Below are 12,640 nucleotides of genomic sequence, written 5' to 3' on the forward strand. Positions count from 1 at the left end.
TGAAAAACTATGTTACGATATAGGTAGAAAGAAACAATAGAGGAAGGGGTCTTCCATGGAAACACTATCATTGATTTTATTAATGCTTGCGCTCATCTTATTGACGCAAGTCATCGGACATTACATCCGTTTCATCCCAACGGCTTTGATTCAAATCATTGCTGGAACTGTCGCCGCTCTCCTGATGAGTGGTTTGACGATCGAGGTCGAATCCGAGTGGTTCCTGCTCTTATTCATCGCACCGTTACTTTATAACGATAGTTCCCACTTCCCACGAGAAGATTTATGGCGGATGCGGACAGCAATCTTTGGGAACGCAATCATCCTCGTCTTGTTGACGACGATCGTCGGAGGATACTTCATCAACTGGTTGATTCCAGTCATTCCAGTCGCTGCTGCCTTTGCTTTAGCTGCGATTTTATCGCCGACGGATCCGATTGCCGTCAACGGGATCGCGAAACGTGTCCAGATCCCAGAACAGATTCTGACGCTCGTTCGCGGAGAATCGTTGATCAATGACGCATCGGGACTCGTTGCGTTTAGTTATGCGGTCGCTGCTGTCGTCACAGGGTATTTCTCGCTTCAAAGTGCAACGACAGAATTCTTTTACATGTTCATCGTTGGAGCATTGATCGGATTGACGATTTCACTGGCCATGAACTTTCTCAAGGTTCGTTTGCGTCGCGCCGGTATAGAAGACGTCGTCTTTTATGCCTTGCTGCAAATTTTAACACCGTTCATCATCTTCTTCATCGCCGAAGAAGGGTTTCACGCGTCAGGCGTCATCGCCGTCGTCACAGGTGGTATCTTGCATGCCTTGATCAAAGAACGAACAGAAACGTTCTTTGCGCAAGAGCAGACGTTGACGGATAACATCTGGACGATGATTGCGTATACGCTAAACGGGATCATTTTCTTATTGCTTGGTTTGACGTTGCCAGAAGCGACTCGTGAGATTTTCGCAGATGACGCGATCAACAACTGGCGTCTCATGTTATATGTCATCGAGATCGGTTCATTCATTCTCGCGATCCGTCTCGTCTGGACGATGTTCTTCAACTGGTTCGATCATCGGTTCTTCAAAAAAGAGGACCGGGACCATCGGCGACCATCATTCAAGCAAGATTTGATTACGACACTGGTCGGAGTTCGCGGAACGATCACGATGGTCGGGGTGTTATCATTACCATTCCTGACGGAGTCCGGGGAAGCCTTCCCGGAACGTTCGTTGATTATCTTCCTAGCAGCGGGTGTCATCATCTATACGCTCGTTCTTGCGACGATTCTCTTACCGGTCTTGAACCGGGGCGAAGCGTCAACACCGATCGCACTCGACTTGAATGGTCAAAAACAACGAATGATTCGCCGGGCGATCTCAGAGATTAAACAAGTGACGGACGAAGACAATGCAGTCGTTGCGTTTGATCTCCTTAATGAATATCATGTCATGCTTCGGTTACTGCGGGCACAGGAGAAGAGTCAGGAAGAACTAAACCAGTTCAATGATCAATTAAAAGCCCTTCGTCTTGAAGCCGTTCAGTGGGAGAAAGAAGAATCAAAACGCTTCGTCGCTGAACATAAGGTACCGGATCTGCTGAAGAAGGATGTCTTCCGCTCGATTGAAAATCGTCGTAAGGCCATCGGCAAGGATTCGCGCTTCCAGATCGTCCAACCGATTCGTAAACTCTGGTGGAAACGGAAACGATCAAACATGTCGTCTGATGCGTTGATTCAAATGACCCAAGTCGAGCATGAACTATATGAAAAAGTGATGGGGACGGTCATCGAACGTCTCGAGAATTGCCGTACATCGTATCCGCCAGACGTCGTTCAAAGCGTATTAGAGTTCTATAAGCGACTCCGCTTCAAGCATACGCGCTGGTCGTCACCGATTGGCGGGAAGGACGTCGATCAGCAGAAGGAAGAACTCTGTCTGAAAGCCATCGAAGTTCAACGTCTTGAAATCGCCAATATGTCAAAAGAAGGCGATCTCTCGAACGAAGAGGAGAAGGAATTACGTCGCTTCATTCACTACATCGAGAGTGTCGTTCTCTACGAATACGTTGAATAACGACGAGACTGTTCGTTTGTCACAACAGATAGTATTTAAAAGGTGCACGTTTTCTCTGAGGAGAATCGTGCACCTTATGTTTGTCTCGAATTAAATCAACTGTAGCACCTTTTGGACTGCCCAGCGTTGATGTGAGTGAAATAGATGTTCGATTGCTTCAATCGGGTCGATCCATCGTAAGGCATGATCATCCTCAATCGGATCTTGTACTTTCTGCTTAGCATCGCAACGATAGAACTGCCCTTCGTTCAAATAATATGCCGTTTCATTTTGTGAATAGAAATGTTGATTGGCTCGTCCGATGAAATCACCGATTTCGATGTCCATCCCCGTTTCTTCTAGTACCTCTCTTTTAAGACAGTCTTCATGCGTCTCATAGGTCTCGATACCGCCACCTGGAAGAAACAACTTACCGTCCCTTTTTTGAATGACGGCGATTTTACCTGTTTGAGAGTTACGCATGACCGCATAAACAGCAGGTCTTGTTATGTAGTGTTGGTTCTGTTGTCTCTGCCCGAAGGTGATGACATCCATTCTTTAAACACTCCTTTTCGTATAATCATTTGAATTTAATCATACCTTACAAAATGGTATGTAAGCATGCGTCATACAAAAACCCCTCATTTCACTCAAGAAATGAGGGGTGACCTATGAGGAAAGATCGTTTGTTCCAAACGAAATGTTTAATCGATTAACCGAGCGACAAGTATTTGACTTCGAGATAATCTTCGATGCCGTAGACGCCACCTTCACGGCCAAGACCACTCTCTTTATAGCCACCAAATGGAGCTTGTGCAGCAGATGGTGCGCCATCGTTCAGACCGACAATCCCGTATTCGAGTCGTTTCCCGAGCATCAATGCTTCATCGATGCGTTCAGAGAACGCGTAAGCTGCCAGTCCGTAAGGTGTATTGTTCGCCCGTTCAATGACTTCATCAAGCGTCTCAAAGACAGAGATCGGTGCGAGCGGACCAAACGTCTCTTCCTGCATGCAGAGCATATCTTCAGTGACATTCGCAAGCACGGTTGGAGTGACGAAGTAGCCGACAGATTCGTCAATCGTACCACCCGTTAGAATCGTTGCTCCTTTTGCGACAGCGTCATCGATGTGTGCTTTGACTTTTGCGACGGCTTTCGCATTGATTAATGGACCAACTGTCGAGTTAGCGTCCATCCCGTTTCCGACTTGTAATTGTTTGACGGCTGCTGTGAATTTTTCCGTAAATGCATCAAGGACAGATGCTTGCACATAGAAGCGGTTCGTTGCAACACACGCTTGTCCACCGTTTCGGAATTTCGAGCGCATCGCGCCTTCAACGGCTTTATCGAGATCCGCATTTTCCGTGACGATGAAGGGTGCGTGACCACCGAGTTCAAGTGACAATTTTTTCATCGTATCGGCTGCTTGACGCATGATCAGTTTCCCGACGGCTGTTGAACCTGTGAACGTGATCTTCCGGACACGGGAATCGGCTTGCCAGACGCCACTGATTGTTGCTGCATCACCTGTTAGGACGTTGATGACTCCTTTAGGGATACCAGCTTCTTCTGCTAATTCAACGAGGCGAAGTGCCGTAAACGGTGTTTCTTCCGATGGTTTAAGGACAATCGTACAACCCGCTGCAAGAGCAGGAGCAAGTTTGCGTGTGATCATCGCTGCCGGGAAGTTCCATGGAGTGATCGCTGCGACGACACCGACTGGTTCTTTTTCGACGAAGAGTCGTTTTCCTGGAACAGAAGCCGGAATCGTTTCACCGTAAATCCGGCGTGCTTCTTCAGCGTACCAACGGACATATTGATTGCCGTAATCGACTTCGCCAAGCGCTTCGACGTATGGTTTCCCTTGCTCTGTCGTCATGATCCGAGCAAGTTCCTCGCGGTGTTCGTTAATCAAGCGATACCAGGCATCGACTAAATTCGCGCGTGTGTCTGCAGTTTCGTTTGACCACTTCACGAATGCTTCGCTCGCTGCATCAACGGAACGTTGTGCGTCTTCCGCTGAACTTGCCGGAACATGTCCGAGCAACGTTTTCGTTGCAGGGTCGTAGACCGGGATCGTTTCTGTTGTGTCGTACCATTCACCATTAATTAAGTTCTTTTCAATCATCTTGTTGCACCTCCGTGAATTTCATTACGTCCTCCATTAAACACCTTAAGACGAAAGAGCGGAAGTTCCGCTTTGGATGGACCGTCATAACGAAACGGAATGACTTAAAAAAATAGTTAATCGACTGAACAATCGGGAATAGTTAAAATAATGGAGAATGAAAATATCAAAATTGATGAAGGGGTCGACAGTCATGAAACGAAACTGGATCATTAGCAGTGTGGCGTTGAGTCTATTACTAAGTGGATGTGGAGAAAGCGAAGTCGTCGAGAAAAAGCCGGATAAACCACGCGAGACACAGCAAAAAAGACAAGCTTCACAACAAGCTTACATAGAAAAGACGCTGCAGCGTGCTGATCGTTACGCTGCCCAGTATAATTATGACCGAGCGATCAAAGTGTTAAAACCCGTGCGCACACAAGAGACAAATCTGAAAACAGAAGAATACGAACAGAAAAAGCAGGAACTGCTGCCTGTGGAAAAACCTGTACCGCATCTCTTTTTCCATTCATTGATTGCTGATCCAAAACAAGCATTTGATGGCGACCGGAAGGAAGCAGGGTACGATGATTACATGGTGACGCAACAGGAATTCGAACGGATGTTAGATGCGTTGTATAAAAACGATTACGTACTCGTCCGACCAACAGACCTAGCAAAAGAGGTGAACGGAAAGATCGTCGAGACAACCGTCCGTTTACCAAAAGGAAAACACCCGCTCGTGCTCTCGCAAGATGACGTCAATTATTACGAATACATGAAAGGCGATGGATTTGCGAAGAATTTAAAAGTCAAGGATGGTAAAATCGTCAACACGATGATCGGAAAACCGGATGGTGCCTATGATCTCGTACCAATCGTCGATGCGTTCGTCCAGTCGCATCCTGACTTTTCCTATAAAGGAGCAAAAGGGTTGCTTGGTATCACAGGATACAACGGGGTGCTCGGGTATCGTTCCTCCTACAACCAATACGGACATAATAAACAGGTTGAAACGGCTCGAAAACAAGCGAAACAGACCGCCGTCGCATTAAAAGAGGACGGCTGGCAGTTCGCGAGTCATACGTATGGACATATTTGGGTCGGGAAAGAATCAGTCGCGACGATCCGCGCGGATCTTAAACGCTACAAACAGGATGTTGCCCCGCTGATCGGAAAAACGCCACAATTGATTTATCCATACGGCAGTGATGTCGGGGATTGGCATGAGTATTCGGGTGAGAAATATCGTTTGCTCATCGATAGCGGTTTCCGTTATTTCTTCAATGTCGATGCGAGTCAACATGCGTGGAAACAAGTTGGACCCGACTACTTCCGCCAAGCTCGAATCAACGTTGATGGGATTCGTTTACGTCAAGCCGTTGCTGGACAGACGAGCGTCCTCGATCCATTTTTTGATGCGAAAGAGGTCTTTGATTCATCACGACCTAAACGGAAGTGAGTGATTGAAAACTAGTTTAATCTATCGAGTAAAGCAATTAAAACGGCAGTGGCTGCGTTCCGTCCTGATCCGTAAAGTGATACGTCTTCGCAAGATCAGCGACGAAGACGGCTTGTCCGGAATAATGGCTAACGTCGTCATCTGCCATCAATGCTGCGACAGCTCGTCCGATATAGTTTGTCGATTCAGTCGCAGCACTCGCGAAACCGGCATCAACGACTCGTTCCGTTCGCATGAAACCGGGGCAGAGCGCGATGACAGAGATATTCGTTTGAGTCAGCTCTTGCGCCATGACGTGTGTCATCCGATTAATCGTTTGCATCGCCAAATCATAATAGAGGTTTCCGGCCACCTGATCTGGAGCGAATGATGTCAAATTGATGACGAGCGCAGCTGGACTTTGTTGTAGCAATGGCATCGCAGCCCGAATCGTCCATAAGTACGCTTTTGGTCCGGCAGACATCATCGCGTCCCAATGTTCCGGTGGTCGCTCCCAAAACCGTCGTCCGGTTCCAGACGGCAAGTGGCTTTCTGAACCACCGAACACGCAGTTGACGAGGAGATCGATTCGACCATGTTGGTGCTGAATCTGCTGAATCTGCTGAATCAGACGATCGATGTCCATTTGATTCGTATGGTCACAAACGATCGGGATACCAAGTCCGCCGCGTGCTGTGACACCAGCAGCTGTCTCTTCGATCGTCTCGCTACGGTTGTCCGTTGTCTGTTCATTCGTACTCCGTCCTGTGACGTAGACGATCGTTCCAGCGTCACCTAAGGCATAAGCGATGCCACGTCCGGCGCCACGCGAGGCACCAGCGACGAGTGAGATACGTGTTAATGTAGTAGGCATGATGAAACTCCTTTCAGATACGAGAAAACGGATGGGCAGATGCGCATCCGTTTTCTTCTGTCTTAAAATCCTTTAATCGTCATCCCACCATCGACGTAAAGCGTTTGCCCAGTCACGTAACGGGCAGCAGCAGACGATAAGAAGACAGCTGGTCCAACCAGTTCTTCTAATTCACCGACCCGACCGAGCGGTGTCACGTCAACGATCTCTTGCAGATATGTAGGATCTTTCAGCAATGGTTCCGTTAACGGCGTCTTAAAATACCACGGTCCGATCGCATTGACACGAATGTTGCGTGGTCCCCATTCAAGCGCCAGTACTTTTGTCATCTGAATCATTGCCGCTTTCGTCGTCGCATACACGACGCCGGTCCGTAAGGCGACGTGACCAGCAACCGAGGCGATGTTCAGAATGCTTCCACCTGTTTCCTGCATTCGTTTCCCAATTTCTTGAGCGAAAAAGAAGGCGGATTTCAGATTAGTCTGTTGGATCGTTTCCCACTCGTCTTCTGTTACATTGAGTGCCTTCGAGCGAATGTTCATTCCAGCGTTGTTGACGAGCCCATCAATCTGCGGTACTTGTTCGTAGGCACGAGCTACCGTCTCGACGACTTGTTTCCGATCAGTGATGTCGCACGGGAAGATGTAAGCCGTTCGACCGAGTCGTTCGATTTCTTGTGCCGTCTCCTTCAAATCTCGTTCCGTCCGGGCGACGAGAATGATGTTCGCACCGGCTTCTGCCATCCCGATGGCGAGCGCGCGTCCAATGCCTCGCCCAGCTCCTGTGATGAGAAACGTCTGATCAGTTAACGAAAAACTTGGAAGATACATGATGTCACGTCCTTTAAATAAGAGTCACCACTTACTCTAATGAAAAATTGACTGAAAAGAAAGAAAAATCATTTCGTGGTACAGTTTAGATGGTAAAATATTGAAAAGGAGGGATGGGATGAAGCGTGGTTTAGTTATAACGTTATGTATAGCGCTTGTGAGTCTTGCTGCTATTCAATTGGTCGGTACGGAAGTTTACCGTTATTTCTTTTACGAACCGGCAACCTATCAAGCACGATTTATAACTGATGGAGAAGGAGAAGAGAAAGGAAAACCGACTAAACAAAAGATCGAGATGCGAAGCGGAGGATTTGCAGATAAGGATGCATTAGGTGTTGCTACCTTTTACGGCGTCATCAGTCTTGTCATACTACTGATCGTCCTTTTCAGTGTACGTTACTTCTTGAAGCGTTTGCGAAAACGACGCAAACGAGAGAAGGCAGACGACGATTTAATGGATCCGCCGCCGCTGTTTACACCGAATCATTCAATAAGACAAACGCTCATCGGTGAAGAATCAGAGTCAGAGATTCGCCGCCTGTTGCAAACGTTCGATCGACAACTGACACGACAAAAACGCCGCCGCTCCGAAGAGACGGTCGGCGAATGGTTACAACGGATTGATGTCACGCTCGATCCATCGATCTATCATCTCGTCCGGTACGGTGAGACACCGGACTCAGCAATTTCACAAGATCAGGTCGAACATCTGAGACATGAACTACAAGTGCACCTTCAGCGCGACTGACCAAGTAAATCAAGCAGGATCGCATGATGGGAGGCATCTCGTGAGACGAGTGACAATTCGCGGACGACATCAAACCCGTCGACCGGTAACGTCTTGATTTCAGGGGATAGTCCGTCTTGGAAAATCTCTGGCAATAGAGCGATACCAAGTCCTGCACGGATGAAACCGAGGACGCTTGATCCGAATTCCATCTCGTTTTCTGATTGATAGACAGCACCTCGCTCGATGAACGCGTCTTTTAGGATGTTTGTCGAATCGCAATCAATCGGAAGCGATAAGAAAGAGGAGTTACGAATTTGATCAAACGCTACAGACGTACAGTTCGTGAATCGTTCATCGTCTTGATGCACGTAAAGTAAAAAAATCTCCGTATACAAATGTGTCGTATGATACGGATGAACATGATGTCGATCGTCGAGTAAGACGGCATCGTATCGCCGTTCTTCAAGACCTTGCATCAAATCGATCGTCGTATGGGCCGTCTTTAATTTGAGATCCGGAGCTGTCGCTTGACGTGAGACGTGACGGGGGAGATACGTCATCGCGACGCTTGGCCATGATCCGAGCGTCAAGGTCGTCCGTTCGTCGATTGTACCAATCCGTCGTTTCATCTGATCAATCCGATCAAGCAGTTCACGACTCTCTTCAAAGACGATTTCGCCAGCAGGCGTCAACGTGACACCATGTGCCGAGCGGTGTAACAAGGAGACTTCGAGTGCACTCTCAAGACTTTTGATTTGTTTACTTAACGCCGGTTGCGTCATATGCAATACTTCGCTTGCTTTCGTCAGGCTGCCGGTCTCCGCGGTGACGAGGAATGCTTCCATCCATTCGGTCTTCATTGGTTCACGCTCTTTTCATACAGGTTGTTTAGAACGTACGCCATTTGAACGCATCTGACAATCATTTTGCATTTTTTATATTCTTAGTTTGGAATATTCTAAATTGGGAATATATAAAGTAAAGAGGTGAACGGATATGAACGATCGGATACCAATACGATTCTCAGCACTCGGAGACGCGACACGGCTCCAACTGATCGAAGCGTTACGAAACGGTCCTCGCTCCGTCAATGAGTTAGCTGAACAACTACAGTTACGCCAACCGCAAACCTCAAAGCATTTGAAGCTGTTGCTTGACGCGGAACTGATCACTGTCGAACGGCAGGCGAATCGTCGCTTGTACAGTCTTCGTCCAGAAGCGTTTCGAGAACTCGTCATATGGAGCAACTCGCTTGCACAAATGGAAGCCCGCATGCATCGTCTAGACGCACATTTGAAGCAGATTCAGTCGAACGTGAAGGGAGATGGGACGAATGAAAAAGGAATTGAAGACTTCGATTGATGGGAAGACGCTACGAATGGAATGGACGTGCGAGGCGCCGCGAGATAGCGTCTTTGCCGCATTTACGGAAAAAGAACAGCTTGAAGCGTGGTGGGGACCGGAAGGCTGGGAGACAACGATCAAGACTTTCGAATTTCAACCGGGTGGTGTATGGCATTATTGCATGCGCTGTGTTGACCCGGCGCAAGGTGACTTTTACGGCATGGAGTCGTGGGGAAAAGCGATTTTTAGAAACATCGATGCTCCAAACATGTATAGTCATGCCGATTATTTCTCGGATGCGTCAGGGGCAATCTCTGAACATTTACCAGGAAGCGAGAATGTCACGACATTTCTCGACCACGGGAAGACGACGTTGATTGTCTTTGAGTCGACCTATGAGACAGAAGCAGCCGTGCAAGAAGTACTTGGTATGGGGATGAAGGAAGGCTTTACATCGCAACTGTATCGCCTCGATCGTCTATTAGCAAAACAGTGAGAAGGAGTCGGTAAAGGGATGCGAAAGCTCTGTCTTGTAGTATGTCTGCTTTGTTTAGCTGGTTGCGGAAAGTATACGATGGAAGAGGCGAAGAATAACGGTGACATCATCGTCCAGAAGGATGTTACGAACAGCGGCCGATTCGAGTCCTTTTTGAAGAAATCAACGAAAGGGCAATCGGATCAGATTCGCATCACGGCATTTACGACTGAAGGTGATCCGGTGTTGTATGACGTCAAATATGATGGTAAGTCGTATCAATACACGTCCGATTCATCGCGTGATCAGTTCGGCACGACTAACGATGATCGTAAAAACGAAGTCTGTAAAAGACTCGTCAAGACAAGCGAGAAGGAACAGTCGGTCTATTCGTTACGCCAATGCGCTGAAGGCGCGGATCATGAGCTCTTACGATTGCCAAAACAATAATCAAAAAGGATCGTGTCCCGTCGAATTAATCAGCGGGCACGATCCTTTTTTATTCGATGTCGAGACGACGCAAGGCTTCGCGCCAACTGGAGAAGCGTTCAATCAACAACGTCAGTGAGGGTGCTTGGTGCGCACGCGCCCACTTGGCATATTGTTGACTCGTCAGAAGCGGTCCATGTGTGGCAGCAGCTTGTTGAAGAGCGTCTAAGCAGTCTTGATCGGTGAAGAAGCCGTTCGAGGTGAGGTCGAAGTGTGCCAAGGCATTTTTCCAGGTGCCGAACCGACGAATGATCGTATTCGCACTCAGCATCTCGGGGTGTAGATCCCGCAATTCCGTGTAGGAGCGAATCGTCATGTTCGTTCCTTTTTGTGCGACATAAAAGGCGACGCTCTCTTCGATCGACCACCGCTTCGTTCGCTTGACCGCAGCGGGACGGTTCAGCGTCATGCGTTCTTTCGTCGATAAATGGGAAGCATTGACGATTCCAGCTCGTTCTAACAGGTGTGCCCACGAACCGAATCGGGCGTTGATCTCTTCAAGCGAAGGGTAAGGAAGTTGAGCTGCTAACTTTTGAAAATGGGTAGCTTTCATAGGTGAATGGTGCATTTGATGAAGACCTTGAATCAAGCGGATGATCTTCTCATCCGTTGCTAAGGTGGAAGTGGAAGTCGGATGTTGACGCATGCAAGATATCTCCCTTTTGAATGGTTGTTTCAATTACAGGCTAGTGTAGCATGAGGGATTGCGAGAACATACTAACAATATCGTAAGGTAAGAAAAATAGCGCATTTTTATCCAAGAAATACAGGAAAATCAGAGCTGAAACACGAATACAATACTATAGAGGAAAAGAGGGGGAACTGATCAATGACAGAAACACAGACGATTGATACGATGGAGGATATTTTAAAGATGCTCGACGCACGATTACGTGAACCAGAACCGTTTTGGGACAAGTTCTATGAAGATCGGACGAAACCGGTCCCGTTTTTTAAGAACATTCCGGACGAGAACTTAGTTCGCTACGTCGAAGAGGGCTGGCTCTCGCCTGGTGACGCATTAGATCTCGGAACAGGACCGGGTCGAAATGCGATTTATCTCGCAACACACGGTTTCTCGGTGACGGGACTGGATCTTTCAGCAACCGCGTTAGACTGGGAAACGGAACAAGCGCAACAGACTGGGGCACATGTTGCGTTTCGAAAGCAAGATTTTCTAGAGACGACCGAACAGAATACATATGATTTCATTTACGATTCCGGCTGTTTTCATCATATGGCGCCACATCGACGTGTGACTTATGTGACGCGACTGAAGGAGATGTTGCGCCCAGGAGGATATTTCGGATTGACGTGTTTTGTTGCGGGCGGTCCGCTTGGCGGGGCGACGTTGACGGACTGGGAGGTCTATCAAGAAAATAGTCTCCAAGGTGGACTCGGATACACGAAAGAGCGATTACTCTCCATATTCGATGCATTCGACGTCATCGAACTAACGGAAATGAAACCCGTTGACAATCCGGAGGCATTATTTGGTCATGCTGGACTGTGGACCGGTCTGTTTCGATTAAAGGATTGATTCGTCCGGCATTCGAGACGCGAACCAGTCTACAAAGTAGTGGACATCCTCTAGCGAAACGATTTGGTGTGTATCGTAAGCGGCGAACAGTGACAAAAAGCGCGGTTCGTCAGGAAAATAATGAAGCAAGATCGGGCGGAGTGTCTCTAGGTCATGCATGAAGCTTTGATCTTCCTCTAAGATGAGGTGATAGGCACTCCGAATAATTCGTTTCACGATCGAATCGGAATAAAGCAAAGCGACCTGACCGGTTTCTAGGAGAAATAAATCAGTTTTCAACTGCTCACATACTCCATTGTTTAACGCGAAGCCAAGAGCGCGTGTCGGGCGAAGGGATGGAAATCGACTTTGGAGATTTTCGCCTGCCAAAAACAAGTTGACGGATTTCAACCAGACGCCCCAACGAAGTGCTTCGTCATCCCGTACGACGTCGCCAAGCAGACCGATGTCATAATCGATTTTGGTGACGAATGGATAGTCCTTCAACCAGTGTTCCGTCCGTTCATCTAACTGCATGTGTTCTTTTTCCGTCAACGGTTCTGTCAAAATCAGTGTAAAATCGAGATCGGATTCAAAGGGACGCGCCGTTCCTTTGGCGACGCTGCCATACAAGTACACGCCATGAAACGCGGATAAGGTTTGTACATAGGCGACGACGTCCTGAATCACGGCACGATAACGGACAGGAATCGCTTCAGCAGAAGTTGGATTATGGATGTAGCCATTTTTCGTGCCCAATGTCGTTGGATACTGCATCTGT

General features: G+C 47.9%; 14 protein-coding genes. 7 read left to right on the forward strand and 7 right to left on the reverse strand.

What is annotated here, in order from left to right:
* Positions 1 to 55: 55 nt before the first annotated feature.
* Entirely contained in the window at positions 56 to 2,071 is a 2,016-nt protein-coding gene (locus ACHWTJ_RS07515; protein WP_294745941.1) for a Na+/H+ antiporter, read from the forward strand.
* 90 nt (positions 2,072 to 2,161) lie between these two features.
* Here the strand turns inward: ACHWTJ_RS07515 and ACHWTJ_RS07520 are convergent, their stop codons facing one another.
* On the reverse strand, positions 2,162 to 2,605 hold the full coding sequence (locus ACHWTJ_RS07520; RefSeq protein ID WP_394679349.1) for an NUDIX hydrolase: 444 nt from the start codon (positions 2,603 to 2,605) through the stop codon (positions 2,162 to 2,164).
* Between the two features lie 157 nt (positions 2,606 to 2,762).
* Entirely contained in the window at positions 2,763 to 4,178 is a 1,416-nt protein-coding gene (locus tag ACHWTJ_RS07525; protein WP_294741228.1) for an NAD-dependent succinate-semialdehyde dehydrogenase, read from the reverse strand.
* A 193-nt stretch (positions 4,179 to 4,371) separates the two neighbouring features.
* Between ACHWTJ_RS07525 and ACHWTJ_RS07530 the strand changes: the two genes are divergently transcribed.
* Positions 4,372 to 5,619, forward strand: coding sequence for a polysaccharide deacetylase family protein (locus ACHWTJ_RS07530; RefSeq protein ID WP_394679350.1), 1,248 nt, complete (start codon positions 4,372 to 4,374; stop codon positions 5,617 to 5,619).
* Between the two features lie 37 nt (positions 5,620 to 5,656).
* Here ACHWTJ_RS07530 and ACHWTJ_RS07535 read toward each other — a convergent pair whose 3' ends face one another.
* Positions 5,657 to 6,472 carry an SDR family NAD(P)-dependent oxidoreductase gene (locus ACHWTJ_RS07535; RefSeq protein WP_394679351.1) on the reverse strand — a complete coding sequence of 272 codons (816 nt, stop codon included), beginning with the start codon at positions 6,470 to 6,472 and terminating at the stop codon, positions 5,657 to 5,659.
* A gap of 62 nt (positions 6,473 to 6,534) precedes the next feature.
* Positions 6,535 to 7,302, reverse strand: a complete 768-nt coding sequence (locus ACHWTJ_RS07540; protein WP_394679352.1) for an SDR family NAD(P)-dependent oxidoreductase — start codon at positions 7,300 to 7,302, stop codon at positions 6,535 to 6,537.
* Positions 7,303 to 7,420: 118 nt separating this feature from the next.
* Between ACHWTJ_RS07540 and ACHWTJ_RS07545 the strand changes: the two genes are divergently transcribed.
* Complete coding sequence (locus ACHWTJ_RS07545; protein ID WP_394679353.1) at positions 7,421 to 8,050, forward strand: hypothetical protein; 630 nt, start codon at positions 7,421 to 7,423, stop codon at positions 8,048 to 8,050.
* Here the strand turns inward: ACHWTJ_RS07545 and ACHWTJ_RS07550 are convergent.
* The gene (locus ACHWTJ_RS07550; protein WP_394679354.1) at positions 8,038 to 8,892 is read right to left on the reverse strand and encodes a LysR family transcriptional regulator; all 855 of its coding nucleotides are present in this window, start codon (positions 8,890 to 8,892) and stop codon (positions 8,038 to 8,040) included. The genes ACHWTJ_RS07545 and ACHWTJ_RS07550 overlap by 13 nt on opposite strands.
* Positions 8,893 to 9,028: 136 nt before the next feature.
* Here ACHWTJ_RS07550 and ACHWTJ_RS07555 point away from each other — a divergent pair, with 136 nt between their 5' ends.
* The 3 genes from ACHWTJ_RS07555 to ACHWTJ_RS07565 are packed head-to-tail and all read left to right on the forward strand — an operon-like array spanning position 9,029 to position 10,301.
* Positions 9,029 to 9,394 carry a metalloregulator ArsR/SmtB family transcription factor gene (locus tag ACHWTJ_RS07555; protein ID WP_051656275.1) on the forward strand — a complete coding sequence of 122 codons (366 nt, stop codon included), beginning with the start codon at positions 9,029 to 9,031 and terminating at the stop codon, positions 9,392 to 9,394.
* A complete protein-coding gene (locus tag ACHWTJ_RS07560; protein ID WP_394679355.1) occupies positions 9,366 to 9,872 on the forward strand; it encodes an SRPBCC domain-containing protein in 507 nt (168 codons plus the stop codon). The genes ACHWTJ_RS07555 and ACHWTJ_RS07560 overlap by 29 nt, the downstream gene beginning before the upstream one ends.
* A gap of 18 nt (positions 9,873 to 9,890) precedes the next feature.
* Entirely contained in the window at positions 9,891 to 10,301 is a 411-nt protein-coding gene (locus ACHWTJ_RS07565; RefSeq protein ID WP_394679356.1) for a DUF4362 domain-containing protein, read from the forward strand.
* Positions 10,302 to 10,350: 49 nt separating this feature from the next.
* Here the strand turns inward: ACHWTJ_RS07565 and ACHWTJ_RS07570 are convergent, their stop codons facing one another.
* Positions 10,351 to 10,986, reverse strand: coding sequence for a homing endonuclease associated repeat-containing protein (locus ACHWTJ_RS07570; protein WP_394679357.1), 636 nt, complete (start codon positions 10,984 to 10,986; stop codon positions 10,351 to 10,353).
* A 183-nt stretch (positions 10,987 to 11,169) separates the two neighbouring features.
* Here ACHWTJ_RS07570 and ACHWTJ_RS07575 point away from each other — a divergent pair, with 183 nt between their 5' ends.
* Positions 11,170 to 11,880: a class I SAM-dependent methyltransferase gene (locus ACHWTJ_RS07575; RefSeq protein ID WP_394679358.1), complete on the forward strand. Its 711-nt coding sequence runs from the start codon at positions 11,170 to 11,172 to the stop codon at positions 11,878 to 11,880.
* Here the strand turns inward: ACHWTJ_RS07575 and ACHWTJ_RS07580 are convergent.
* Entirely contained in the window at positions 11,869 to 12,636 is a 768-nt protein-coding gene (locus ACHWTJ_RS07580; protein WP_294741247.1) for a nucleotidyltransferase domain-containing protein, read from the reverse strand. The genes ACHWTJ_RS07575 and ACHWTJ_RS07580 overlap by 12 nt on opposite strands.
* Positions 12,637 to 12,640 lie beyond the last annotated feature (4 nt).

Origin of the sequence: uncultured Exiguobacterium sp. (genome assembly GCF_964277885.1) — a bacterium.
Lineage (GTDB): Bacteria > Bacillota > Bacilli > Exiguobacteriales > Exiguobacteriaceae > Exiguobacterium_A.

Bases quoted from the DNA above. Each gene is read 5' to 3' on its own strand.
- ACHWTJ_RS07515 (WP_294745941.1), top strand. From the start codon at position 56: ATGGAAACACTATCATTGATTTTATTAATGCTTGCGCTCATCTTATTG.
- ACHWTJ_RS07520 (WP_394679349.1), bottom strand. From the start codon at position 2,605: ATGGATGTCATCACCTTCGGGCAGAGACAACAGAACCAACACTACATA.
- ACHWTJ_RS07525 (WP_294741228.1), bottom strand. From the start codon at position 4,178: ATGATTGAAAAGAACTTAATTAATGGTGAATGGTACGACACAACAGAA.
- ACHWTJ_RS07530 (WP_394679350.1), top strand. From the start codon at position 4,372: ATGAAACGAAACTGGATCATTAGCAGTGTGGCGTTGAGTCTATTACTA.
- ACHWTJ_RS07535 (WP_394679351.1), bottom strand. From the start codon at position 6,472: ATGCCTACTACATTAACACGTATCTCACTCGTCGCTGGTGCCTCGCGT.
- ACHWTJ_RS07540 (WP_394679352.1), bottom strand. From the start codon at position 7,302: ATGTATCTTCCAAGTTTTTCGTTAACTGATCAGACGTTTCTCATCACA.
- ACHWTJ_RS07545 (WP_394679353.1), top strand. From the start codon at position 7,421: ATGAAGCGTGGTTTAGTTATAACGTTATGTATAGCGCTTGTGAGTCTT.
- ACHWTJ_RS07550 (WP_394679354.1), bottom strand. From the start codon at position 8,892: ATGAAGACCGAATGGATGGAAGCATTCCTCGTCACCGCGGAGACCGGC.
- ACHWTJ_RS07555 (WP_051656275.1), top strand. From the start codon at position 9,029: ATGAACGATCGGATACCAATACGATTCTCAGCACTCGGAGACGCGACA.
- ACHWTJ_RS07560 (WP_394679355.1), top strand. From the start codon at position 9,366: ATGAAAAAGGAATTGAAGACTTCGATTGATGGGAAGACGCTACGAATG.
- ACHWTJ_RS07565 (WP_394679356.1), top strand. From the start codon at position 9,891: ATGCGAAAGCTCTGTCTTGTAGTATGTCTGCTTTGTTTAGCTGGTTGC.
- ACHWTJ_RS07570 (WP_394679357.1), bottom strand. From the start codon at position 10,986: ATGCGTCAACATCCGACTTCCACTTCCACCTTAGCAACGGATGAGAAG.
- ACHWTJ_RS07575 (WP_394679358.1), top strand. From the start codon at position 11,170: ATGACAGAAACACAGACGATTGATACGATGGAGGATATTTTAAAGATG.
- ACHWTJ_RS07580 (WP_294741247.1), bottom strand. From the start codon at position 12,636: ATGCAGTATCCAACGACATTGGGCACGAAAAATGGCTACATCCATAAT.